Origin of the sequence: Herbaspirillum sp. 1173 (assembly GCF_031455335.1) — a bacterium.
In the GTDB taxonomy this organism is placed as follows: domain Bacteria; phylum Pseudomonadota; class Gammaproteobacteria; order Burkholderiales; family Burkholderiaceae_D; genus Herbaspirillum; species Herbaspirillum huttiense.
Genome location: NZ_JAVDSP010000003.1, coordinates 456051 through 478207 on the forward strand (window position 1 = coordinate 456051; position 22157 = coordinate 478207).

17 protein-coding genes are annotated in these 22157 nt (G+C 62.6%); 8 read left to right on the forward strand and 9 right to left on the reverse strand.

From position 1 onward, the window contains the following. Nucleotides 1-12 precede the first annotated feature (12 nt). The 7 genes from J2X56_RS13875 (at nt 13) to J2X56_RS13905 (ending at nt 10608) form a co-directional block, all read left to right on the forward strand. A complete protein-coding gene (locus J2X56_RS13875; protein ID WP_134134696.1) occupies nt 13-1218 on the forward strand; it encodes a LysR family transcriptional regulator in 1206 nt (401 codons plus the stop codon). Nucleotides 1219-1462: 244 nt separating this feature from the next. Then, complete coding sequence (locus J2X56_RS13880; RefSeq protein ID WP_134134694.1) at nt 1463-2794, forward strand: MFS transporter; 1332 nt, start codon at nt 1463-1465, stop codon at nt 2792-2794. Between the two features lie 53 nt (nt 2795-2847). After that, nucleotides 2848-4155: a gallate dioxygenase gene (locus J2X56_RS13885; RefSeq protein ID WP_310160626.1), complete on the forward strand. Its 1308-nt coding sequence runs from the start codon at nt 2848-2850 to the stop codon at nt 4153-4155. Between the two features lie 378 nt (nt 4156-4533). Further along, a complete protein-coding gene (locus J2X56_RS13890) occupies nt 4534-7032 on the forward strand; it encodes a type VI secretion system Vgr family protein (protein ID WP_310160627.1) in 2499 nt (832 codons plus the stop codon). Nucleotides 7033-7054: 22 nt separating this feature from the next. Further along, entirely contained in the window at nt 7055-9307 is a 2253-nt protein-coding gene (locus tag J2X56_RS13895) for a hydroxyethylthiazole kinase (protein WP_310160628.1), read from the forward strand. 17 nt (nt 9308-9324) lie between these two features. Then, nucleotides 9325-9912: a hypothetical protein gene (locus tag J2X56_RS13900; protein ID WP_310160629.1), complete on the forward strand. Its 588-nt coding sequence runs from the start codon at nt 9325-9327 to the stop codon at nt 9910-9912. 276 nt (nt 9913-10188) lie between these two features. Continuing rightward, nucleotides 10189-10608, forward strand: a complete 420-nt coding sequence (locus J2X56_RS13905; RefSeq protein ID WP_310160630.1) for a hypothetical protein — start codon at nt 10189-10191, stop codon at nt 10606-10608. Nucleotides 10609-10720: 112 nt separating this feature from the next. Here J2X56_RS13905 and J2X56_RS13910 read toward each other — a convergent pair whose 3' ends face one another. The 9 genes from J2X56_RS13910 to J2X56_RS13950 all read right to left on the reverse strand — a co-directional run bounded on the left by J2X56_RS13910 (nt 10721) and on the right by J2X56_RS13950 (nt 20070). After that, complete coding sequence (locus J2X56_RS13910) at nt 10721-11497, reverse strand: class II aldolase/adducin family protein (protein WP_034334430.1); 777 nt, start codon at nt 11495-11497, stop codon at nt 10721-10723. 38 nt (nt 11498-11535) lie between these two features. Next, nucleotides 11536-12618, reverse strand: a complete 1083-nt coding sequence (locus J2X56_RS13915; protein WP_310160631.1) for a 2-dehydropantoate 2-reductase — start codon at nt 12616-12618, stop codon at nt 11536-11538. Nucleotides 12619-12659: 41 nt separating this feature from the next. Then, complete coding sequence (locus tag J2X56_RS13920) at nt 12660-13409, reverse strand: ABC transporter ATP-binding protein (protein WP_034334426.1); 750 nt, start codon at nt 13407-13409, stop codon at nt 12660-12662. Continuing rightward, on the reverse strand, nt 13399-15306 hold the full coding sequence (locus J2X56_RS13925; RefSeq protein WP_310160632.1) for a branched-chain amino acid ABC transporter ATP-binding protein/permease: 1908 nt from the start codon (nt 15304-15306) through the stop codon (nt 13399-13401). The genes J2X56_RS13920 and J2X56_RS13925 overlap by 11 nt, the downstream gene beginning before the upstream one ends. Then, nucleotides 15303-16337 carry a branched-chain amino acid ABC transporter permease gene (locus J2X56_RS13930; RefSeq protein WP_204725096.1) on the reverse strand — a complete coding sequence of 345 codons (1035 nt, stop codon included), beginning with the start codon at nt 16335-16337 and terminating at the stop codon, nt 15303-15305. Before J2X56_RS13930 ends, J2X56_RS13925 begins: the two co-directional genes overlap by 4 nt. A 132-nt stretch (nt 16338-16469) precedes the next feature. Beyond that, complete coding sequence (locus tag J2X56_RS13935; RefSeq protein ID WP_209583148.1) at nt 16470-17645, reverse strand: ABC transporter substrate-binding protein; 1176 nt, start codon at nt 17643-17645, stop codon at nt 16470-16472. A gap of 95 nt (nt 17646-17740) precedes the next feature. Next, complete coding sequence (locus J2X56_RS13940; RefSeq protein ID WP_034334416.1) at nt 17741-18484, reverse strand: SDR family NAD(P)-dependent oxidoreductase; 744 nt, start codon at nt 18482-18484, stop codon at nt 17741-17743. Nucleotides 18485-18486: 2 nt separating this feature from the next. Next, the gene (locus tag J2X56_RS13945) at nt 18487-18858 is read right to left on the reverse strand and encodes a hypothetical protein (RefSeq protein WP_039788791.1); all 372 of its coding nucleotides are present in this window, start codon (nt 18856-18858) and stop codon (nt 18487-18489) included. Nucleotides 18859-18909: 51 nt separating this feature from the next. Then, complete coding sequence (locus J2X56_RS13950) at nt 18910-20070, reverse strand: acyl-CoA dehydrogenase family protein (RefSeq protein WP_121038082.1); 1161 nt, start codon at nt 20068-20070, stop codon at nt 18910-18912. 225 nt (nt 20071-20295) lie between these two features. Here J2X56_RS13950 and J2X56_RS13955 point away from each other — a divergent pair, with 225 nt between their 5' ends. Further along, nucleotides 20296-21837 (forward strand): ATP-binding protein, encoded by a 1542-nt coding sequence (locus J2X56_RS13955; protein WP_204725093.1) that lies wholly within the window; start codon nt 20296-20298, stop codon nt 21835-21837. Nucleotides 21838-22157 lie beyond the last annotated feature (320 nt).

Here is a 22157-nt window from a genome sequence, read left to right on the forward strand (position 1 = left end):
GATCGTCACGCCATGGCCCTGCTCAACCTGCGTCACCTGCATGTCTTCAATGTCGTCGCCACCACCGGCGGGGTGCGCCGCTCCTCCGACACGCTGCTGCGTGCCTCCTCGGCGGTGGCGCGCTCGGTGGCGGCGCTGGAGCAGAGCCTGTCGGCGCAACTGTTCGAGCGCAAGGGGCGCGGCATGCTGCTGACGGCGGCCGGCGAAGCCGTCCGGCTGCGCGTCGAGCGCATCGAAGCCGAACTGCGCGAAGTGCGCGACGATGCCCTGCGCCTGCGCGACCGCAACGGCCAGCCGGTAGGCAGCCTGGACGCGCTGTTCAATGAACGCCGCCTGCAGGCCGCCGCGCTGCTGGCCGAAACGCATCACATGCCCAGCGTGGCGCGCCTGATGGAAGTGTCGCCCTCGGCGGTGAGCCAGGCCTTGTCGATGCTGGAGGGTATCCTCGGGCAGGCGCTGTTCTTCCGCACCGCGCACGGGATGTTGCCCACCGATGCGGGCCGCCGCTGGACCGAACGCTTCGGCCGGGCGCTGGCCGAACTGCGCCATATTCCGGAAGACATCGCCGCCCTTGACGGTGTGGTGCAAGGTACGGTGACGGTGGGGGCCTTGCCGCTGGCGCGCTCGCAACTGCTGCCGGCGGCCATGACGCGGGTGCTGGCACGCCATCCGCGCCTGCAGATCCGTTCGCTGGAAAGTCCCTATGAAGAGCTGGCCGCCGGCCTCATGAGCGGACGCATCGATTTCATCGTCGGCGCATTGCGCGCCTTCTCCAGTGACACCTTCGACATGCGGCCGCTGGTGGCCGACAGTGCTGCCCTGATCGCACGGGCCGGCCACCCGCTGGCGCGCCGCAAGAAGCTGTCCTTGCGTGATCTCGACGGCTATCCCTGGGTGCTCTCACGGGCCGGGACGCCCTTGCGCGATTCCATCGAGCAATTCTTCCGCGACAGCCACTGGCCGGCGCCCCGCCCTGCGGTGGAAACCGGCGACCTGGCGCTGCTGCGCGGACTGCTGGTGGGCAGCGACATGCTCACCGTGATCTCGGCCCATCAGCTGCAGCATGAGATCGCCACCGGGCAGCTCACCACCCTGCCCTTCGCCATGCGCGGCATGGAGCGCCGCATCGGGCTCATGCAGCGCAAGGGGGCCCATCTATCGCCCGGTGCCCGCGCGCTGCAGGAAGCCATCGAAGCGGTCGCCGCAGCACTGGGCTGAACGGCGCAAGCCCGCAGGCGGCGGCTTGCGGCACTGCGGACCGCACTTTCCGGGTTCCAAAAAAAATCCATCGCGATTAGCAAATGGCAACACTCCGGTAGCCGAAAGCAATACTCGCCAGCCCTCCCCGTCTTACACTTTGTGCCAAGTCGAGGCACGCTGGTGCTGCCTGGACAGGTAATCCCCAAGCCGCGTGCAGACAAGCCGGCAGATTCCCACAACTCGAACCCATCACGGAGACTTAATGAATACAGCACAATCGCTGGACGTGCGTTCGCACATCAACGGGCGCAAGATGTCCGGCTATCAATGGCTACTGCTGATCCTGTGCTTCCTCATCGTGGCCACCGACGGCATGGACGTGGCCATCATGGGCTTCCTGGCACCGGCCATCACCAAGGAATGGGGCATCTCGCGCGCGGCCTTCGGCGTGGTCATGAGTGCCGCGCCCATCGGCCTGGCCATGGGTGCGCTGCTGGTCGGTCCGCTGTCGGACCGCTACGGCCGCAAGAAACTGCTGATGACGGCGGTGGCCTGGTTCGGTGCGTGCAGCCTGGCCTGTGCCTTCGCGCATGACGTGGTCACGCTCTCGGCGCTGCGCTTCCTGACCGGCCTCGGCCTGGGCGCGGCCATGCCCAATGCCACTACCCTGCTCTCCGAGTATGTCCCGGAGCGTTCGCGCAGCACGCTGCTGGCCATCATGTTCACCGGCTTCAACCTCGGCTCGGGCCTGGTCGGCTTCCTCGCCGCCGCGCTCTTGCCGGAGTATGGCTGGCGCACCGTCCTGATGGTCGGCGGTGCCATCCCGCTGCTGTGCCTGCCCTTCTACCTGTGGCTGGTGCCGGAGTCGGCGCGCTTCATGGTGGTGCGCCACTATCCCGCCGACCGCATTGCCCGCACCCTGGCGCGCGTGTGCGGCGGCCACTTCGCCGCCGGCCAGACCTTCAGCGTCAGCGAACCGCCGGTCAAGGGCGGCCAGCCGGCCAAGGTGCTGCTCTCGGAGACCTATCGCAAGACCACGCTGTCGCTGTGGGGCACCTACTTCATGGGCCTGCTGGTGATCTACCTGCTCTCGGGCTGGCTGCCCACGCTGATCAAGGATGCCGGCCTGCCCATCGAGAAGGCGGCCAGCATCACGGCCCTGTTCCAGCTGGGCGGCACCGTCGGCGCGCTGGTGGTAGGCTTCCTGATGGATCGCTGGTCGCCCAGCCGTGCCATCGCCTGCGCCTACATCGCGGGTGCCGTCTTCATCCTGCTGCTGGCGTCCGGCAGCGTGCAGTCAGGCATGTTTGCGGCCTACGTGCTGCTGGCCGGCTTCTGCATGAGCGGCGCACAGACCGGACTGAACGCCTTCGCACCCTCCTGCTATCCGACCGTGGTGCGCGCCACCGGCGTGTCGTGGATGCTGGGCGTGGGCCGCTTCGGCAGCATCCTGGGTTCCTTCGCCGGCGGCGTGCTGCTGTCGATGGGCTGGGGCTTTGGTGCCGTCATCGCCATTCTCGCGGTGCCGGCTACGCTGGCGGCGCTGATCATCGTCTTCATCCAGATGGGGCAGCGTCCGGCGGCTGCGGTTTGATCAAGCTGCTGCATCAATCACATCGGATTCATCTGTTACAGGAATAAATCGTCATGGCCAATATCGTCGGCGCCATCGCCACCTCCCATACACCGACCATCGGCTTCGCGCTGGATGCCAACAAGCAGCACGATGCGGTGTGGGCGCCCATCTTCAAGGCTTACGAGCCGGTGCAGCAATGGCTGCAAGAGAAGCAGCCGGACGTCCTGCTGGTGGTCTACAACGACCACGTGACCTCCTTCTTCTTCGATCATTACTCCGCCTTTGCCCTGGGGGTGGGCAGCGAGTACCAGGTCGCCGACGAAGGCGGGGGCGCGCGCAAGCTGCCGGCCGTCGGTGGCCATGCGGCATTGGCGCGGCATATCGGCAGCTCCCTGATGGCCGATGAATTCGACATGGCCTTCTTCCAGAACAAGCCGCTGGACCACGGGTGCTTCTCGCCGCTGTCGATGCTGTGGCCGCACGAGAAAGACTGGCCCGGCCAGATCATCCCGCTGCAGGTGGGCGTGCTGCAGTTCCCGATCCCGACCGCACGCCGCTGCTACAAGCTTGGCCAGGGTCTGCGTCGCGCCATCGAAAGCTATCCGGAGGACCTGGATGTGGTCATCGTCGCGACCGGCGGGCTGTCGCACCAGGTACATGGCGAGCGTGCCGGTTTCAACAACACGCCCTGGGACCATCAGTTCCTCGATCTCCTGCAGCATGATCCGGAAGCGCTCACGCGCCTGACTCACGCCGAACTGGCGACGCTGGGCGGACTGGAGAGTGCCGAGGTCATCATGTGGCTGATCATGCGCGGGGCCATGCCGGCGGGCGTGCATTGCCGGCATCGCGAGTATTACCTGCCCTCCATGACCGGCATCGCGGTGGCCGTGTATGAACCGGCAGTGCCGGCCGATGCGGCCTTGCAGGCGGCCGAGGTGGCGCGTCATCGCGAGCACGTGGCGCAGCAGCTCAAGGGCATCGAGCAACTGCAAGGCACCTATCCCTTCACGCTGGAGACGGCCAATGCGCGCTACCGCATCAACCGCTATCTGTACCAGCTGATCCAGCCGGCGTTCCGCGAGCGCTTCCGGGCTGATCCGCAGGCCACCTATGAGGAAGCCGGGCTGTCGCAGGAGGAATGCGACATGATCAGCCGCCGCGACTGGCAGGCCATGATCCGCTATGGCGTGATCTTCTTCCTGCTGGAAAAGCTGGGCGCGGTGGTCGGCGTGTCGAACCTGCATATTTATGCGGCCATGCGCGGGCAGTCGCTGGAAGAATTCCAGAAGACGCGCAATGCGCCGGGAGCGCTGTACTCGGTGGCGGGCGCAGCGTCGGACAAGGCCGCGGATTGGAACAAGACCGGGACGAAGTGAACGTCTTTGCTTGCTGATGTACCTGGTATCGCGCCCTCCTTCGGAGCGGCGCGATTTTTTATGGATGTCGCCATTCAAAACAATTCGTCATTCCATCAAAAGCTGCGATCTATCTTGACGATGGCGGAGGGAACGCAGCAATACAAATCGCCCGAAAATTAGAATTTCTTCCATTGAGAAAACGCCTCTCGCAACGGAGACTGTCGCCTTCGTCGCCCGTGGCCTCTGCAGCACCGATGAGATCAAGGGCATTGGCCGCATCCGGGACTTCCTCCTTCAAGCCGGGCAAGCGCACTTCTCAAGTGGGTCTGCGTTTTTTGCCTGTTTGTTCACTGGCCTGTTCCGGATTGCGCGAATTCTCCCTGGAAAGCGCATCGCATGCCCGCCCCCTCGCAGAAAGATTCATCCCGCTCCCAAGCGCGCATCACGCAACATCGCCGGCTGCTCCAGCTGGACTCGCCGCTCGGGCCGGACATCCTCCTGCCACAACGGCTCATCGCCACTGAGCGACTGAATCACGGCTACGAAGTCACCCTCGATCTGCTGGCCACGCGCACCGGCATCGCGCTGGAGCAATTGATTGCACAGCCCGTCACCCTGTGGATCAGGCAGCATGAAGGCGACACCCTCCCCTGGCATGGCTACGTGCATACCGCCAAGCGCCTGGGCAGTGACGGCGAGATCGATTTCTGCCAGCTCTCATTTTCTCCCTGGCTGCATTTCCTGCGCTTTCGCAAGGACGCCCGGATCTGGCAGGACAAGACCACCGAGGACATTCTTGCGGACGTGTTCGACGGCCATCCGCAAGCGCGCGGCCACTATCGCTTCGAACTCGAGCGCCCGTCTCTGGCTCGGTCCTATTGCACCCAGTACGAAACCGACTGGCATTTCGTCCAGCGCCTGATGGAAGAAGAAGGCTGGTTCGCCCATCACGAGCAACAGGAGGATGGCGGCGGCCACGTTCTGGTCATTACCGACACTACATGGAGCCTGCCCGGCCTGCCCCGGCAAGGCATTGCCTTCCACGGTGCCGGCCCCCGTGACGAGCTCGACAAGATCCTGCAGTGGAGCGCCAGCCGCACGCTCGCCTCGAACGTCTGGCGCGGCCGCAGCGACGACTACAAATCGCCTCGCCTGCAGAAGGAGGCCGAAGAGCAGGTGATGGCAGAGTATGGACTGCTGCCCGCACAGCTGGAGGTGTATGAGTACACCGGCGCATACAGTTTTTCCCAGCAGGAGCAAGGCAATCGTCAGGCCGACCTGCAAGTGGAGCAATGGGAATCTGCGATGCAGCGCTACAGCGGCGTCTCGGGCGTGCGCAATCTGGCTTGCGGGCGCTGGTTCAGGCTGGAGGACCATCCCCTGCATCGCAAGGAGCCGGAGAGCGAACGCCAGTTCGTCATCCTGGCCATTGACTGGTTCATCGAGAACAACCTGCCCCTGTCGCATCAGGCGCTGGATTTTCCGGGCAGCCTGAGCGCGGCGCTGCTGGCCTTCAAGGAGTCGATCCGGCGTGAGCGGCAAGTCGACCAGACGGAGAATGAACACACCGGCCATTGCTTCAACCGCTTCGAGGTACAGCGGCGCAAGCTGCCGTTCCGCCCTGCGCGCTCGCATGCCAGGCCGGTCATGCTGCAGCAGACGGCGATCGTCGTGGGGCCTGCGGGAGAGGAGGTTTACACCGATTCTCTCGATCGCATCAAGGTCCAGTTCCGCTGGGACCGGATCAATCCGGGCAATGAGGCGGCGTCCTGCTGGGTCCGGGTGAGTTATGCCAATGCAGGCGAATACTGGGGTGCCGTCCATGTGCCGCGCATCGGGCAGGAAGTCATCGTGTCCTTCCTCAATGGCGACCCGGATCGACCGGTCGTGACTGGGCGCCTGTTCAATGAGGAACAGCGTCCGCCATGGCACAGCAACGGACGGCTATCGGGATTCAAATCCAAGGAATTCGGCGGTGTCGGGTTCAACCAGCTGGTGATGGATGACACCTCCGAACAAAACCGGATTCACCTCTACAGCACCCATGCCCATGCGCAATTGAACCTCGGCCATCTGGTCAGCCAGACGGGCAATGAGCGCCGCCATTTCTTCGGCACCGGCTTCGCGCTCAGTACCGATGCCTACGGCGCCATCGTCACGCACAAGGGCTTGTACATCAGCACCTACGGCAGGCCGGGTGCACAGGGAACGCAACTGGATGCCAGCGAAGCCACCGGCCAACTGAAAACCGCATCGGCAATGAGCCAGCAACTGTCCGAGACAGCGGCGAAGGCAGATGCGGAAGCGCTCGGTGGACTGGATGCCCTGGGCAAGATGATCGAAGCGACGCAAGGCACTTACCCGGAAGCCGCGCAATCGGAGGCCCATCGTTTCAAGCAAGCCATCCTGCTGGCCGCGTCTCCCGACGGCATCGGCCTGACCACGCGCAAGGGGCTGCATGCGCATGCCGGAGAGGAGATCACCTTGCCCTGGGGTTCGGATACCAGCATCGCGACCGGCAAGAGTCTGCTGGCCAGCGTCGCCGAAAAAATCAGCCTGTTTGCCTTCAAGGCCGGGATCAAGCTGTTCTCCGCCAAGGGCAAGGTGGAGGTGCAGGCGCAGAGCGACGACCTGGATCTCATCGCCGAGAAGGTGGCGCGGCTGCTATCGACCAGCGGGCGCGTAGAGATCCATGCGAAAGAAGAGGTGGTGATTTCGGCAGGCGGTTCCTTCATCCAGATCAACGCCTCCGGGATCACGCAAGGAACCGCCGGCAAATGGGAATGCAAGGCGTCGCAGCATGCGATGACGGGTCCGGCACGCGTGTCGTATGCGATGCCATTGCTGCCCGCGAGCGACTTGAATCTGCCCAAGCGCTATCCCTACTCACAGTGAGTTTTTCTTCAATGAGGACATCATGCTGATCAGTCCCCCTTTCCTGCCACCGCGCACGGAGCAACAGAGCGAAGACGAATGGCTCGACCTGGCCATGAACGGCGATGCGCCAGGCCGGGGCGCATTTCCGGTCAGTTTCAATCTCGGATGGCATGGCGGGATTCACCTGACCGCTCCGAAGGCAGGCAACGCCCATGAACCCGTCCGGGCCATTGCGGATGGCACCATCGTCTTTGTGCGCCCGCCCACGAAAGGCTTGCCCAACCTGCCGCCTGAACATCCCCTCATGTACAACGGGGCCACCAGCGATGGCGTGGTCGTCATCAGGCATGAAGCCGAGATCGGCGAAGGTGAACAGGCGCGCGTCGTCTTCTTCAGTGTCTACATGCACTTGCATGACATCGGGCCGGCCACGATGCTCAAGCGCTTCGCGCATCGCAAGGAAATTATCGGGCAGGCGGGCTACATCAATGGCGAAAAGGGCCGCCTGCATGTCGAGATCATCTGCGACGATGCCAATCTCGTCCGTCTCGCGGGCCGCGCTGCAGACCCGTTGTCTCTTGCCTCGGATGGACGCAATGATGTGATCTTCGGCGAGACCTTTTTCCTCATCCCCGCCGGCACGCCGGTCTTCGATCAGGAGCCCCTGCCACATTCCGCGCAGGCGGTGACACCGGCCCCGAAACGCAAGCGGCGCGCCGGCGATGAAGAACCGGATCCTCCGGTGGCCCTGACAGCCATTCATGCGACGGCGAGTGACTATCTTGTGGGAGTGCGTTACCCCGGTGCGGAGGGCGATGTTGCGCGTACCGGCGAAGCCGTGGTCTCCGCTTACGCCATGGATGGGAGCCGGATAGGCGCGCCCTTGCCGGACAAGGACGGCGAGGCCGGTCTCTACAGAAATGCGGTACGGATTGCCAAGGCCTTTCCCGATGCGCAGCGGCCGGCACCCGCTGCCGTCTATGAATTGCTGCGTTTCGGACGCGTGATCGGTCCTGACAAGCTGCCCTCGGCCTCGCTGCCCCATTGGAGGAAAGTTCCGTATTCCGAGGGATTCGGCTGGGTCAATCTCCACGCGTCCAACATCCGCATTTTCAGCGATGCGGATTTCCCGCCCTGGAAGGGGTGGCGACTCATTGATGACGATACGGATCAGGACAGCCGCTGCGACTCCGGGACCATCCGCAGATGGCTTGACAGCAACTGCGATGGCCGTGTGCAGGCGGAGGAAGCCATGGCGCGACTGAGCGATCCGACAATTGCCGCCAGATTGCGCCGGGTCATTGCCCGATTCCCTACCGAGTGGGAGAGCAGCACCATCGACGTACGCTGGGGATGGCTGAAGACCAGCACGGCAGAAAATCCTACGCCGTTGAGCAACACGGATTTTGAGGCATTGCGTGCGCATATCAGCGCCCTTGCCTTCTGGCCCGGGGGTACTGAGCTGCCCAGAAATCACTGGCACTGGCATCCGAAGGAATTCATTCGCCACTTCCGCAAATGCGCCTGGCTCAGTGCGAAGGACCTGGCGCGTATCTATCCGGACGAGAAATATCCGTTGAAGGCGCTGGAGGCAGAGGGACGGCAGCGCACCCCGGCATCGATTCGGGAAACCTACCGGAATGACATCAACAAGGTGATGCGCAAGTACCTGATCAATTCACCGGTGCGGATGACGCATTTTCTGGGTGAGGCGGCGGTTGAATGCATGTACCTGGTGATCATGGCGGAAGGGGCGGTCAGTTTCGCCAGAAAACCGACGCATGAGAGTTTTCAGCCGGAAAGTGCGGGGTTTTATATGCCCAAGGCCAAGACGGATTATCTCTACTACCTCTCTGGAATGCTCGGCAATATCGAGGAGCATGACGGGCCGAAGTTCAGGGGGCGGGGGATCAAGCAACTCAGTGGGCGGGAGAATTATGGGAAGTATTGGGTGTATCGAGGATGGCTATCTCCCAGTTCATTTGCGCCGGATTGGTGGAATCCAAAACGTCCGGACAAGGCCCCAAAGATTTCTGACCCGCAGAGACTTTCAATCAATGTTTATAACGCAGTCGATTCGGGCGGATGGTATTGGACAGCAGGTGCCAAAGACAACGGATTTAAGAGTATCAACCTGCAAATTAGATCGGCTGTTATTGACGAACTGACAGTACAAGCCGTAGCAAAGGCAATCAATGGCGTTAATGGCACCACAAAAAAGCCAAATCATTTACCTGAGCGCTTGAAGGAGACTCTTTGGGCACAGAACATATTAATGGATAACAGCAAATGATCAGAATCAGGATTCTCTTGTTCACTCTCTTCACCGCGTTTGCTCCATCAGTTTCGGCAAAAGAAATTTCAACAAAGGATTTAGCCCTACTAAAGCAAGATCTGCATATTCCAGTCACGTGGCATATAAAAAAAAATATGGCACCTCTAGGAAAAGATTTCCCCGAAACTTATTGCACGGTTTTTTTATCACGGAAGAGCAAGCAATGGCTCGGGGAACTATGTCTCACATCAAACACGGATTTCATTCAGACCATGGGCATTTGGAACGAAGTCCCCGAGGAGGAGGACTGGGCAGATCGCAGTCGATACGAAGTCGGCTACTGGCGCGTCACACCACTCTCCATCTACCCGATGACGCCATTCATCTTGAATCCGATCAAGAACTACGCCGCAGAATCGGACTGTTATATGGAAGACGGACCAGTCTATCGCGCCACCAGCATGTGCCACACCACACTTTATGAGATGCGTCCAGGGGTCTTCATTTACAGCATCTTTCACGTATTTGACAACGTGAAGCGCAAGCAAAAGGTGAAAATTTCTGACATCCGTGCCCTATGGCTTCAGGTAGGGAATAAGGTAAGAAAACAATCCAGCCGCTGATACCGCATTCAGCAGGCTCTGCAACTCTCTCCTGTCGATCAAGCCTTTCCTGGCAGTCCTCATCAACAACAGCAATTAAAAACTAAATGAAAGCGTCCAATTACTACCTGCTCCTTCTCGGGGTCTTACTAATAAATTCCGGCAAGACTGCAACATTGTCTTCCGGCGATCTGACCTTGGTGAAAAAAAATCACGAACATCCCCAACACATGGGCCATCTCTAGAAAGCCATCTCCATGGAATACCAAGTCCCGCGATACGTATTGCACGGTCTTCTTGTCCAAAGAGAGAAAAAAATGGCTTGGCAATTTCTGCATTTCTTCTAGCGAAGAAATGCGCTTCGACATGGGCGTATCGGACGAAGTACCTGATGAAGAACATTGGGGTGACCGCAGTAAAGAAGAGATTGGCTACTGGAGCGTCACCCCGATGTTCATCTATCCAATGACGCCGTTTATCACCCACCCCATCAAGAATTATGCCGCCGAGATTGATTGCAATCTGGGTGATGGAATTGGGTATCGACCAACCAACACCTGTCACAGTGCCTATTACCAGCTGCGTGAGGGCGTATTCATTTACAGCATATTTCATCTTTCCGATGATGTGAGGCGCAAACAGAAGGCGCGAATCTCGGACATAAAAGCTTTATGGCTCCAGGTAGGAAACAGGATCAAAAACAAATCCAGTCAATGACCTTGGAAAAACTCACAGCGAATTCGAACAAAGGGCTGCCGCAGTAGCCTGCACCAACGCTTGGCCGCCCAAATCCACCCACCCCAGCCGCCCCATTGATCCATCCCAAAGCTCAACCCACCTGATAAACCCCCTTCAACATCTTGCGCACAATCGCCTCAAAGAAAATCACCGCAAACCCGTCATTGCGAATGAGCTGCTGCGTCAGGTCCGCGCATTTCTGCCTTACCGCATCCGGCAACAGCTGATCCTCCCCCGCCATCGACCGTCCCGCCACCTGGATCTCGGCGGCCCGCTGCACCGTCCACAGCAGGAAGAAGGCACGCTGGATATCGCTCTCGCACACCGCCACCCCGTGATTGCGCAACACCAGAATGTGTTTGTCCCCGAGGCTCTGCAGCATGCGCTCCTTCTCCTCCGCAAACAGCGTAATGCCCTCGAACTCGTGATACCCGATGCGCCCGAACAGTTGCGCCCCATAGAAATCGTTGTGCTCGAAGCCGCTCTTCTTCATCGTCACTGCCGAGATCGGCGTGGTATGCGTATGGATCACGCAGCGCAAATCATCGCGCGCACCGTGGATGGCGCTATGCAGCGCGAACCCGGCCGGGTTGGCCTTGTAGTCCGATGGTTCGGCCAACTGCCCATCCAGCCCCACCTTGAGCAGGTTGGCCGGCGTCACTTCGTTGTAGTTCAGCGCAAAGGGATTGACCAGGTAATGATGCTCCGGCCCCGGCACGCGCACCGAGATGTGGTTGAAGATCATCTCCGTCCAGCCCAGGTAATCCACCAGCCGGTAACAGTGCGCCAGCTGGATGCGCAGCGCCCATTCTTCATCACTGCAGTGGGATGGCTTATCTGCGCCATAGCTGAATTGCATGATATTCATCGATTTGACTCCTGAATCCATAAATGAGGTGATCGCGCTCAGGCGGCCCGTGCCGCCGGCTGCGGTTGTTGTGTCTGCTGCGCTCTCTGTTGTCCTGTCTGCCCTGTCTGCTGCTGCGCCGCCTCCCCGCGAAAACGCGCCAGCGATACGATGGCCCGCGTGATCGGCATCGGGATGGCATAACGCTCGGCCATCTCCAGCACCGCATCGCCGATGGCCGCCAGCTCCAGTGGCCGCCCGCGCTCCAGATCCTGCAGCATCGAGGTGCGGAAGGCCCCCATGGCCTCGCCCAACTGCAGGAAGGTCAGCGGGTCGATGTCCACCCGCGCCCCATGGCTGGAGGCCACCAGCAAGGTCTCGCGCATGATCTGGCTGACCACCTCGCGCAGCTCCGGCAAACCATATAGCTGCTGCAGCGTGCCCTGCGTGATGACAGACAGCGGGTTGGTGCTGATGTTGGCGATGATCTTGGTCCACAGCTTGTCGCGGATGCGATCGGTGGCGCGAGCTTCGATGCCGGCCGCTTCCACCGCCGCCCGCACGCGCATGAGCCGCCCGCTCATCTCGCCGGAAGGTTCACCCAGCACCATCAGGTGCGGATTGACCGAACGGATCACGCCCGGGCTCTCGACCTCGGCCGTGATGAAGAGCACGCTGCCGATCAGCCGGTCCAGCGCAACCGCGTTTGACAGCGCACCATCCGGGTCCACGGCCTTGACGGCCTGGCCATCGAAGCGCCCGCCCTCGCGGTGGAAATACCACCACGGCACGCCATTGTTGGTCGGGATCACCACCGTCTCTTCGCCCACCATGGGCGCGATCTGGGGCAGCAGGGCTGACATGTCCTGACTCTTGGCGCACAGGAAAATGACGTCCTGCATGCCGAACTCCGGCAACTGGCTGGCCGCCGGACGGGCGTGGGTGGTGCCGTGCAGGTCATGCAAAGTCAGTCCGCGCTCGCGGATGGCCTGCAGCGTCTGGCCGCGCGCCAACACGCTGACCTGATGGCCGGCGGCCGACAGGCGCACGGCCAGGGTGCCGCCGATGGCGCCGGCGCCGGCGATGCAGATGCGCAAGGGTCCAGCAGGTGATGCAGCAGAGGGGGAAGTTGCGTTGCTCATGGCAATCACTCAATCACTCAATCAATCGATCAGGAAAATGTTCAGCCAGCCAGCTTGTCCTGGTGCTTGCCGGACAAGCCCAGGTAAGCCTCGATCACGCGGCGGTCATGGGCCAGCTGGCTGGCCGGGCCGTGCATGCGGATCTCGCCGTTCTCCAGCACGTAGCCGTAATCGGCCACCTGCAGCGCGGCGCGCGCGTTCTGCTCCACCAGCAGGATGGAGACGCCCCGCCGGCGCAGCTCGGCGATGATGCGGAAGATCTCGCGCACGATCAGCGGCGCCAGCCCCAGGCTGGGCTCGTCCAGCATCAGCAGGCGCGGCTTGGCCATGAGCGCACGGCCCACGGCCAGCATCTGGCGCTCGCCGCCAGAAAGCGTGCCGGCCTGTTGCGTGCGGCGTTCACGCAAGCGCGGGAAGAGCGTATAGACCTCTTCCAGCGTCGCCGCGTAGTCGCGCTGGCCGGTGCGGTAGCGCTGGAAAGCCCCCAGCATCAGGTTGTCCTCGATGTTCATCTCCGAGAACAGCTCACGCTTCTCCGGCACCAGGGTCATGCCGGCCGCCACCATCTCTTCGACCTCGGGCGAATGGCGGATGGTGCCGTCAAACGCCATCGCCCCACGCGAGGGCAACACCCCCATGATGGCCGACAGCAGCGTGGTCTTGCCCGCGCCATTGGGGCCGATCACGGTGACGATCTTGCCCTGCTCCACCGAGAGGTCGATGCCCGACAGTACCTGCACCCGGCCATAGGCCGCCGACAGGTCGCGTACTTCCAATACCTTATTGCCCATGATGTGCTCCTGCTGCGATGGCATTGCCCGCGCCCTCTTCGACTGCGGCGCCCTCTTCCTCGTCGGCCACGCCCAGATAGGCTTCCAGCACGGCGCGATTGTTCTGGATCTCTTCGGGCAAGCCCTCGGCGATCTTCTGGCCGAAGTCCATCACCACGATGCGGTCCACCAGTTCCATCACGAAATCCATGTCGTGTTCCACCAGCAGGATGGCCATGCCTTCGCTGCGCAGCTTGCGCAGCAGGTCGCCCAGCGCCTGCTTCTCCCCAAGGCGCAGACCCGCTGCGGGTTCATCCAGCAACAGCAGGCAGGGATCGGCGGCCAGCGCACGGGCGATTTCCAGGATGCGTTGCTGGCCCAGCGACAAGGCACCGGCCTGCTCGAACATCTGTGCTTTCAATCCGACACGTTCGATCTGGCGCGCCGCTTCCGCCAGGATGCGCGCCTCTTCCTGGCGATCCAGACGCAGCATGGACGACAGCACACCGCGCTGGCCGCGCAGATAGGCACCGATGGCGACGTTCTCCAGCACCGTCATGCGCGGCATCAGGCGTACATGCTGGAAGCTGCGGCTCATGCCCAGCCCGGCGATGTGACGCGAACCGCGACCGGTGACCTCATGGCCGCGGAACTGCACGCTGCCCGAGGTCGGTGTATCGACACCGGAAATCTGGTTGAAAAGCGTGGACTTGCCCGCCCCATTGGGACCGATCAGGGCCAGCACTTCACCGGCCATCACCTTCAGGCTCATGTTGTTGTTGGCCACCAGGCCGCCGAACTTGCGGGTCACGTTCCGCACATCCAGCACCACTTCCTGCGGCGCAGGCATGGGGCGGCGCGGCAGGGCTTCGGCTTGCGGATCGATCTCCAGCCGTCGGCTGCGCACCGGCACCAGGCGGGCCAGGTAAGGCCAGAGCCCATCACGCGAACGCTGCAGCAGCACCACGATCAGGAGCCCGAAGACGATGGTCTCGAAGTTGCCCGAGCGCCCCAGTACCACCGGCAGGATGCCCTGCAGCCATTCCTTGAGCACCACGATCAAGGTGGAACCCAGCACCGCGCCCCACACATGGCTCGCTCCGCCCAATACCGCCATGAACAGGTAGTCGATACCGAAGCCCAGCCCGAAGGGCGAGGGATTGACGAAGCGCTGCATGTGCACGTACAGCCAGCCCGACAGGGCCGCGAGCACGGCGGCGATCACGAAGACCACGATGCGCATGCGTGCCGTATTGATGCCCATGGCCTCGGCCATCACGATGCCGCCCTTGAGTGCGCGGATGGCGCGGCCCTCGCGCGAATCCAGCAGATTGCTCAGAGCCGCCACGCCCAGCAGCACGGCCACCCAGATCAGGCCAAACATGGCCCGGTCGGAACTGAGCGCGATGCCAAAGAACGTGATCGAGGGTATGCCCGACATGCCGGTCTGCCCGCCCATGCTCTCCAGCGTACCGAAGATGAAATACAGGCTGATTCCCCAGGCGATGGTGCCCAGCGGCAGGTAGTGGCCGGAGAGCTTGAGCGTGACGCTGCCCACCGCAAAGGCCAGCACGGCCGTCAGCACCAGGGCCACCACCAGTGCCACCCAGGGCGATTGCATCCACAGCAGCGCATCGGGCAGCGGCAGGATCTTGGCCGACAGTGCCGCCGAGAAGTAGGCACCCAGACCGACGAACGCCGCCTGCCCGAAACTGGTCAGGCCGGCCACGCCGGTCAGCAGCACCAGTCCCAGCACCACCAGCGAGGCCAGGCCGATGTTGTTCAACAAGGTCATGGTGAACGGTGGCAGCACGAAGGGCGCAACCGCCAGCAGGACCACGAACAGGCCCAGCGCCGCGCGCGAGGACAAGCGCGCCATCGGACGTTTGGAAGAAGAGGTGGAGGAAGCGGGTTTCATTCTTCTTCCTCCACGTGACGGGTCGAGAGAGAACGCCATAGCAGGATGGGAATGATCAGCACGAAGACGATGATTTCCTTGTAGGCACTGGCCCAGAAGGTCGAGAAGGATTCGATGAGGCCAATGGCCAGTGCACCGATGGCCGCCACCGGATAGCTGACCAGCCCGCCGATGATGGAACCAACGAAGCCCTTCAGGCTGATCAGGAAGCCGGAGTCATAGTAGATCGTGGTGATGGGCGCGATCAGCACGCCCGACATCACGCCAATGAGTGAAGCCAGCAGGAACATGGCCTTGCCCGCGAACACCGGCGAGATGCCCATCAGGCGCGCGCCCATGCGGTTCAACGCAGCAGCGCGCAAGGCCTTGCCATAGAGCGTGCGCTCGAACATCAGGAACAGCCCCACGATGAGCAGCAGCGACACGCAGATCACCCACAGCGCCTGACTGGAAAAGCGCAGGCTGCCCAGTTCCAGGCTGGCCTCGGTGAAGGGCGCGGTGCGTGCGCCTTCGGGGCCGAACACCAGCAGCGCCACGCCGACCAGCGCCACGTGCACGGCGATGGAGACGATCAGCAGCACCAGCGGCGAGGCCGAGGCGATGGGCTGGAAGGCCATGCGGTACATCAGCGGCCCCATCGGCACCAGCAGCAGCAGGGTCATGGCGATCTGCGCCAGCATGGGCAAGGTGGTGAAGTTGAGATTCAGGGCCAGGCCCGCCACGACCACCGCATACACCAGCTTGGCCGGCAGCCACAGGCTGGGGCGGCGGCGGCTGGTGCGCCACATGTCGTAGAGATCGAAGGCACAGGCACCCAGGCACATGGCCACCAGCAGCCAGGCGACGGTGAGCGGCTGGCCGTTCTGCATCATGCCCATGGTGAGTGCGCCGAAGGAGACGAACTCGCCCTGCGGGATCAGGAGGATACGGGTGACGGTAAAGACCAGGACGATGGACAGCGCCAAGAGCGCATAGATGGCACCGTTGGTGATGCCGTCCTGTCCCAGCAGCGCCACGATTTGGAGATTCATTGCGACTTCCTTGTGGAGCCGGCGCGCGCTGCCATCCAGCCGGGAACGACGCGCCAGGTTCGGGATGCGGGTGGAGGTGGAACACTGCGCCCGCCCGGCGTGGAGGCCGGACCGGCGCAGCAGGCGTGGTCCTTACGGCTTGAGCAGGGTCCAGTTGCCGCCCTTGACGGTGATGAGCTCACGACCACGTTCATCGAAACCGCTGTGGTCCGCCGGGCTCATGTTGTAGACGCCCTGGGTGCCGACCACTTCCTTGGTGCTTTCCAGTGCATCGCGCAAGGCGGCGCGGAATTCCTTGCTGCCCGGCTTGGCCTTCTTCGCGGCCACAGGAATGGCTTTCTCCAGCAGCAGGCCGGCGTCATACACGTTGGCACCGAAGGTGGCGGGCACGGTGTTGTACATCTTCTTGTAGGCCTCGATGTACTCGGTGGCGACCTTCTTGGAGGGATTGCTGTCCGCGATCTCGGGCAGTACCAGCATCAGGCTCGCGGCCAGGATGGTGCCCTCGACCTTGTTCTTGCCCAGCTGCAGGAAGGCCGGCAAGGCCGCGCCGTGGGTCTGGTAGATCTTGCCCTTGTAGCCCTGGTCGAACAGCGTGGTCTGCGGCAGCACGGTAGCCGCGCCCGGGGCCGCCACCAGCACGGCATCCGGATTGGCAGCGACGATCTTGAGCGTCTGCGCGGTGACCGAAGTATCGGTGCGCTGGTAGCGCTCATTGGCCACGATCTTGATGTTGTTCTTGGCTGCCAGCTCCGTGAAGACCTTGGCCCAGTTCTCACCGAAGGGATCGTTGACGGCGATGAAGCCGGCCGTCTTGACCTTGCTCTTGACCATCTGCGCCACCAGCGCGCTGGCGATCAGGTCATCGTTCTGCGTGGTCTTGAAAACCCACTTCTTCTGCTCCGTCATCGGCAGCACCACGGCCGCCGTGCCCACCGGGGCCAGCATCGGCACGCCGGCTTCGGCCGCAAAGGAAATCACGCCCATGGCATTGGGCGAACCGCTGGGGCCGATGATGGCATCGACGTTGTATTCGGCAATCAGTTTCTTGACTTCGGTGACCGACTTGGTCGGATCGCTGGCGTCGTCCAGCGAGATGTATTCGATCTTCAGATCACCGGCCTTGGCCGGCAGCAGCGGCACGGTGTTCTTCTGCGGAATGCCCACCAGCGAGACCGGCCCGGTGGAGGAGGTCACGACCCCGATCTTGACCTGGGCAAAGGCAGGATTGCCGGCGACGCTGGCGAGGGTTCCGGCAGCGGCCAGAACGGCAGTGGCGGCGGTGGCAATCAGGCGTTTGTGCAGCATGTGTTTCTCCCTTGTTGGTTGAGATGATGGCGGGCTTCCCCACTCCGCCACCGATCTGGGACAGCAATCTGGCATCGGCACCAGGCCGATCTTCATCAACGCATGTAGAGCCCGCCGTTGATGTCGAGGCAGGCCCCGGTGGCCGAACCCGCATCGGGCGAGGCCAGCAGCAGCACCGCATCGGCGATGAAATCGGGTTCGCCCAGCGTCTTCACCGGAATGGTGGCGATGGTCGCGGCCAGCTTGTCGGCCGGCACGATCTCGCGCACGATGGGCAGGTCCAGCGGGCCCGGCGAGATGGCATTGACGGTCACCCCGGCGCCTGCGAGTTCACGGGCAAAGACCTTGGTCAGGGTCAGTACCGCCCCCTTGGCCGCCGCATAGTGCGCACCGGTGGCGGTACCGCCGTTTTGCCCGGCCAGCGAGGCGATGTTGATGATGCGTCCGTAGCCGCGATCGGCGAAGCGTTTGCCGAACACCTGGCACGCAAGAAACGTGCCTTTCATGTTGATGGCGGTGACCTCGTCCCACTCCTCGGGAGTGATCTCCATCAACGCTGCCACACGCGAGCGGCCCGCATTGTTGACCAGCACCGCCGCCCCGCCCCAGCGCAATTCGATGGCGTCGCAGGCGGCGATGAAGTCCGGCTTGCGGCGCACGTCCAGCGCCAGCGGCATGGCGGTGGCACCGCTGGCATCGAGACTGGCGGCCACTGCCGAGACCTGTTCCAGGTCGATGTCGGCCAGCGCCACCTTGTAGCCGGCGGCGTGCATCTTGCGCGCGATGCTTTCGCCGAGGCCGCGTGCGGCACCGGTGACCAGGGCAATCTTCTTGTCCATGATCAGGCGCCCTGGATGATCAGGGCGCGGCCCACGCGGGCTTCGATCTTGCCGTATTTCCACAGGCGGTGTTCACCGACCATGGTGGTGCGGAACAGGTTGCAGGCCGCCACCACCGTATCGAGATCGGCCACGTCGGCCATGATGTAGAAGGTCCACGGCGCATCGTCGGACTTGCCCACCATGAGACGATCATCGTCCATGGTGCCCAGTACCTTGATGCCGTCCATGGTGGCCAGTGCCGTCATCATCTGGCCATAGGCCTGCCACACCGGACCGGTCTCGGTGGCGGGCAGGTCGAAGAAGTTTTGCGTCACGCCGACACAGAAGAGGACGCGCAGCGGTTCTTTATCATTGCTTGGGACTTGGCTCATGAGGGCTCCGGACTGAAAACTTGAAATCGAAAAAAGAAAGGACGCGGCGGCTTACAGGAAGCCCGGCATCGGCGGCACGCCCAGCGTGACTGCACCGGCACCGTCATAGATGCCCTCGCCCAGGAAGGCGTGCTGCTTGACCACGGCGGCATCGCGCAGGTAGCGCTGCAGCGGGTGGTTGCTGTAGATGGCGGTGGTACCGGCCAGGCCGAACATGGCCTGCGTGACTTCATTGCCGACCTTGGCGATTTCCACGGCGGTCAGGCGCAGCAGGCTGACCTGCTCGGGCGTGACGGGGTTGCCGGCGAGGATGGAATGCCAGACTTCGCCGGTGGCGTCGTAGAGGAAGGCGCGCGCCGAACGCAACTTGGCTTCGGCCTTGGCGACCTCGATGCGCACATAGGAACGGTCGGCCAGCTTGGGCGCGCCGGTAATGGCCACACGGCCACCGGACATCTGGTTGATCTCGTCGATGGCGGCGCGTCCCACGCCCAGGTTCACCACGGCCAGCACCTGCGCGGCATAGGCGATGGTCGGATAGCGGTACAGCGGTTCATCGATGGTGGGCACGCCGCCGCGGATGAAGGTCCATTCCTCGGGAACGAATTGCTGGCTCACCTTGAGGTCATGGCTGCCGGTACCCACCAGTCCCATCACGTCCCAGTTGTCGATGATCTCGACCTGCTCCGGCGGCAGCACGGCGGTGCGCGGCTTGGAACCGGCCTGGCCGGGCACGGCCGCACCGATGCCCACACCCAGCACATCGGCGCCCTTGCAGCCGCTGGCGAACTTCCAGGTGCCATTGACCATCCAGCCGCCCTCGACCTGCTCGGCCGGCTGCAGCGGGAACAGGCCGCCGGCGAAGGTCAGGTCCGGCCCCTTGGCATACAGCCTGGCTTGCGTTTCCCTGGGCAGAGCGGCCAGATAGACCGAGGCCGAACCGAAACTGGCGACCCAGCCGACCGAGGCATCGGCGACGGAAATGCGTTCGATCATCTGCAGGAAACCCATCGGCGAGAGACCGCTGCCGCCGAAGCATTGCGGGGTGGCGGCGCGATAGACACCGGCCTTCTTCAACTGCGCGATGAAATCCTTGGGCACGAAACGCTGCGCGGCGAATTCCTCGCGGCGCGCACGGATCTCGGCCAGCAGCGGGACCAGGGCATCTTCTTCACGGGCGGCCAGCGCGGCCGGGTTCTCCATCACGGACATTGCATTCTCCAGGTGGCTTGCATCAGAATGAAGTCGAGTGTAGGGAGCGGCGTATCCCGGTTCAATCGGGAGCGCTGCAGCTTTTTTAGGGGAATAGGTGAAGCCTTCTAAAGAAATCCCCTAGTGCCATTCCACAAAGCAGCGCCAGTGCTTCCTCCGATGCGTGAACTCATCCATGGAGGAAACACCGTCCTGCAGATCATGAAGCGATGACAGAGACGAGCGATGCCAGAACAAACCGCTGCCCCAGTTTCCCCTGCCCTGCCGGATGACAGCATCCGCTTCGGGCTGGACGATTTCCGCCGCATGATGGAAGCGCTGCCCATGTGCATCATCCTGCATGACGCCCAGACCAAGTCCATCCTCTGGGCCAATCCCTCGGCCTGCCAGGTACTGGGGTTCACGCTGGAAGAACTGCTGCCGCTCAAAGCCCCGGACATGAGCCGGCAGTCGCACGAATACCGCCGCGAAATCGGCCGCAAGTGGCTGCACGATGCAGTGCTCCACGGCAGCAACATGGTCGAGTGGTGCTACCGCGCCAAGAACGGCGACGAGATTCTCTCGGAGGCGATTGCCACGCTGGTGCCGCTGACCGAGCGCGACGTGATCATGGTGCAGTTCCGCGATATTGCGCGCGAGGAACAGATCCGGCGCGAAATGAAAAAGCTGGAGAGCCGTCTCAAGGAATTCATGCAGGACTCCGACGAAGGCGTGACGGTGCTGCGTTCGGATGGCGGCATCGAGTACCTGAGCGACGCCGGCCGCAAGCTGCTGGGCGTGCGGCCGGGCCAGAACCCGCCCAAGAATTTCGTCGAGCAATGCCTGCCGGAGTCGCGCGATGAATTGCTGGAACTGCTCACGCTGGCGCTGCCGGATGCGATCAGCTTCCCGCTGCGCTACCAGATCCTGCGCAAGGATGGGCTGGTGCGCTGGCATCACGCGGTGTGCCGCTACATCGAGATCGAGAACGACCTCAAGGGCCACCTGCTGCACTTCCACGACATCACCGACCAGGTCGAAGCCGAGGAAGCGCGCCGCCGCGACCAGGCCTCGCTGGAATACCTGGCGCGCCACAATGCCATGGGCGAGATGGCCACCGCCATCGCGCACGAGCTGTCGCAGCCGCTGGCGGCGATCCGCAATTTCCTCGAAGGCTCGGTGTTGCGCATCAAACAGAGCGAGGCCCTGCGCGAACAGGCCGGACAGATCGTGTGGGGGCTGGAGAGTGCCGGACGCCAGGTCGACCATGCCGCCACCATCATCAAGAGCGTGCGCGAATACGTGGTACGGCTGGAGCAGAGCGAAGGCCTGATCGACCTCAACGCCGTGCTGGAGGAAGTGCGCTGGTTCATCGAGATGAAGGCCGCCGAAGGCAAGGTCCACCTGCACATCGAACCGGGTACGCAGCCGCTGGTGGTGAGCTGCGAGAAGGTGCTGATCGGCCAGGTGATCTTGAATCTCGCCTTCAACGCCATCGAGGAAATGATGGCCTTTCCCGAGGGCGCAAGGCATGTGCGCATCAGCACCGCGCGCAGTGCCGGCAATGCTCTGCTGACCGTTGCCGACGAGGGACGCGGCATCGATGCCGGCCACCGCGAACGGCTTTTCGATGGCTTCTTCTCCTCCAAGGTCAGCGGCAACGGCATCGGATTGGCGCTGTGCAAGAACATCATTGCGCGCCATCGCGGCGATATCTGGGCACAACCCGGAGAAAGCTGCGGCACGCGTTTCTGCTTCACGCTGCCGTTGGTGGAACGCCACAACTAGGGATTCCTTTAGTCCGCGCGGGCGACGCGCCGCCTTGGTGATCGCACGCACTCGCGTGGTGAAGTTCTGCACGATTATCCCGTCATCGCGCCGATTCATGCACCGGATTCGAGAGTCGGCGACTTATCTGTCCGGTGCATGAATCGGGCTTATTCCATCTATCCGCTGCATCAATTTGATCTGGCGCAAATGCGCTTCCTATGATGGCCCCACATGACGACATGTCATGCACGCCACGCAGACCTTCCACATCTACCGGCTGCGTTCGCCGCCCGGCATCGGCCTCACCCGGTACCGAGCGCGACCATCACACTGCAACA

Coding starts and splice junctions, on each gene's coding strand:
- J2X56_RS13875 (WP_134134696.1), top strand. CDS start 13: ATGGCCCTGCTCAACCTGCGTCACCTGCATGTCTTCAATGTCGTCGCC.
- J2X56_RS13880 (WP_134134694.1), top strand. CDS start 1,463: ATGAATACAGCACAATCGCTGGACGTGCGTTCGCACATCAACGGGCGC.
- J2X56_RS13885 (WP_310160626.1), top strand. CDS start 2,848: ATGGCCAATATCGTCGGCGCCATCGCCACCTCCCATACACCGACCATC.
- J2X56_RS13890 (WP_310160627.1), top strand. CDS start 4,534: ATGCCCGCCCCCTCGCAGAAAGATTCATCCCGCTCCCAAGCGCGCATC.
- J2X56_RS13895 (WP_310160628.1), top strand. CDS start 7,055: ATGCTGATCAGTCCCCCTTTCCTGCCACCGCGCACGGAGCAACAGAGC.
- J2X56_RS13910 (WP_034334430.1), bottom strand. CDS start 11,497: ATGAATATCATGCAATTCAGCTATGGCGCAGATAAGCCATCCCACTGC.
- J2X56_RS13915 (WP_310160631.1), bottom strand. CDS start 12,618: ATGAGCAACGCAACTTCCCCCTCTGCTGCATCACCTGCTGGACCCTTG.
- J2X56_RS13920 (WP_034334426.1), bottom strand. CDS start 13,409: ATGGGCAATAAGGTATTGGAAGTACGCGACCTGTCGGCGGCCTATGGC.
- J2X56_RS13925 (WP_310160632.1), bottom strand. CDS start 15,306: ATGAAACCCGCTTCCTCCACCTCTTCTTCCAAACGTCCGATGGCGCGC.
- J2X56_RS13930 (WP_204725096.1), bottom strand. CDS start 16,337: ATGAATCTCCAAATCGTGGCGCTGCTGGGACAGGACGGCATCACCAAC.
- J2X56_RS13935 (WP_209583148.1), bottom strand. CDS start 17,645: ATGCTGCACAAACGCCTGATTGCCACCGCCGCCACTGCCGTTCTGGCC.
- J2X56_RS13940 (WP_034334416.1), bottom strand. CDS start 18,484: ATGGACAAGAAGATTGCCCTGGTCACCGGTGCCGCACGCGGCCTCGGC.
- J2X56_RS13945 (WP_039788791.1), bottom strand. CDS start 18,858: ATGAGCCAAGTCCCAAGCAATGATAAAGAACCGCTGCGCGTCCTCTTC.
- J2X56_RS13950 (WP_121038082.1), bottom strand. CDS start 20,070: ATGTCCGTGATGGAGAACCCGGCCGCGCTGGCCGCCCGTGAAGAAGAT.
- J2X56_RS13955 (WP_204725093.1), top strand. CDS start 20,296: ATGCCAGAACAAACCGCTGCCCCAGTTTCCCCTGCCCTGCCGGATGAC.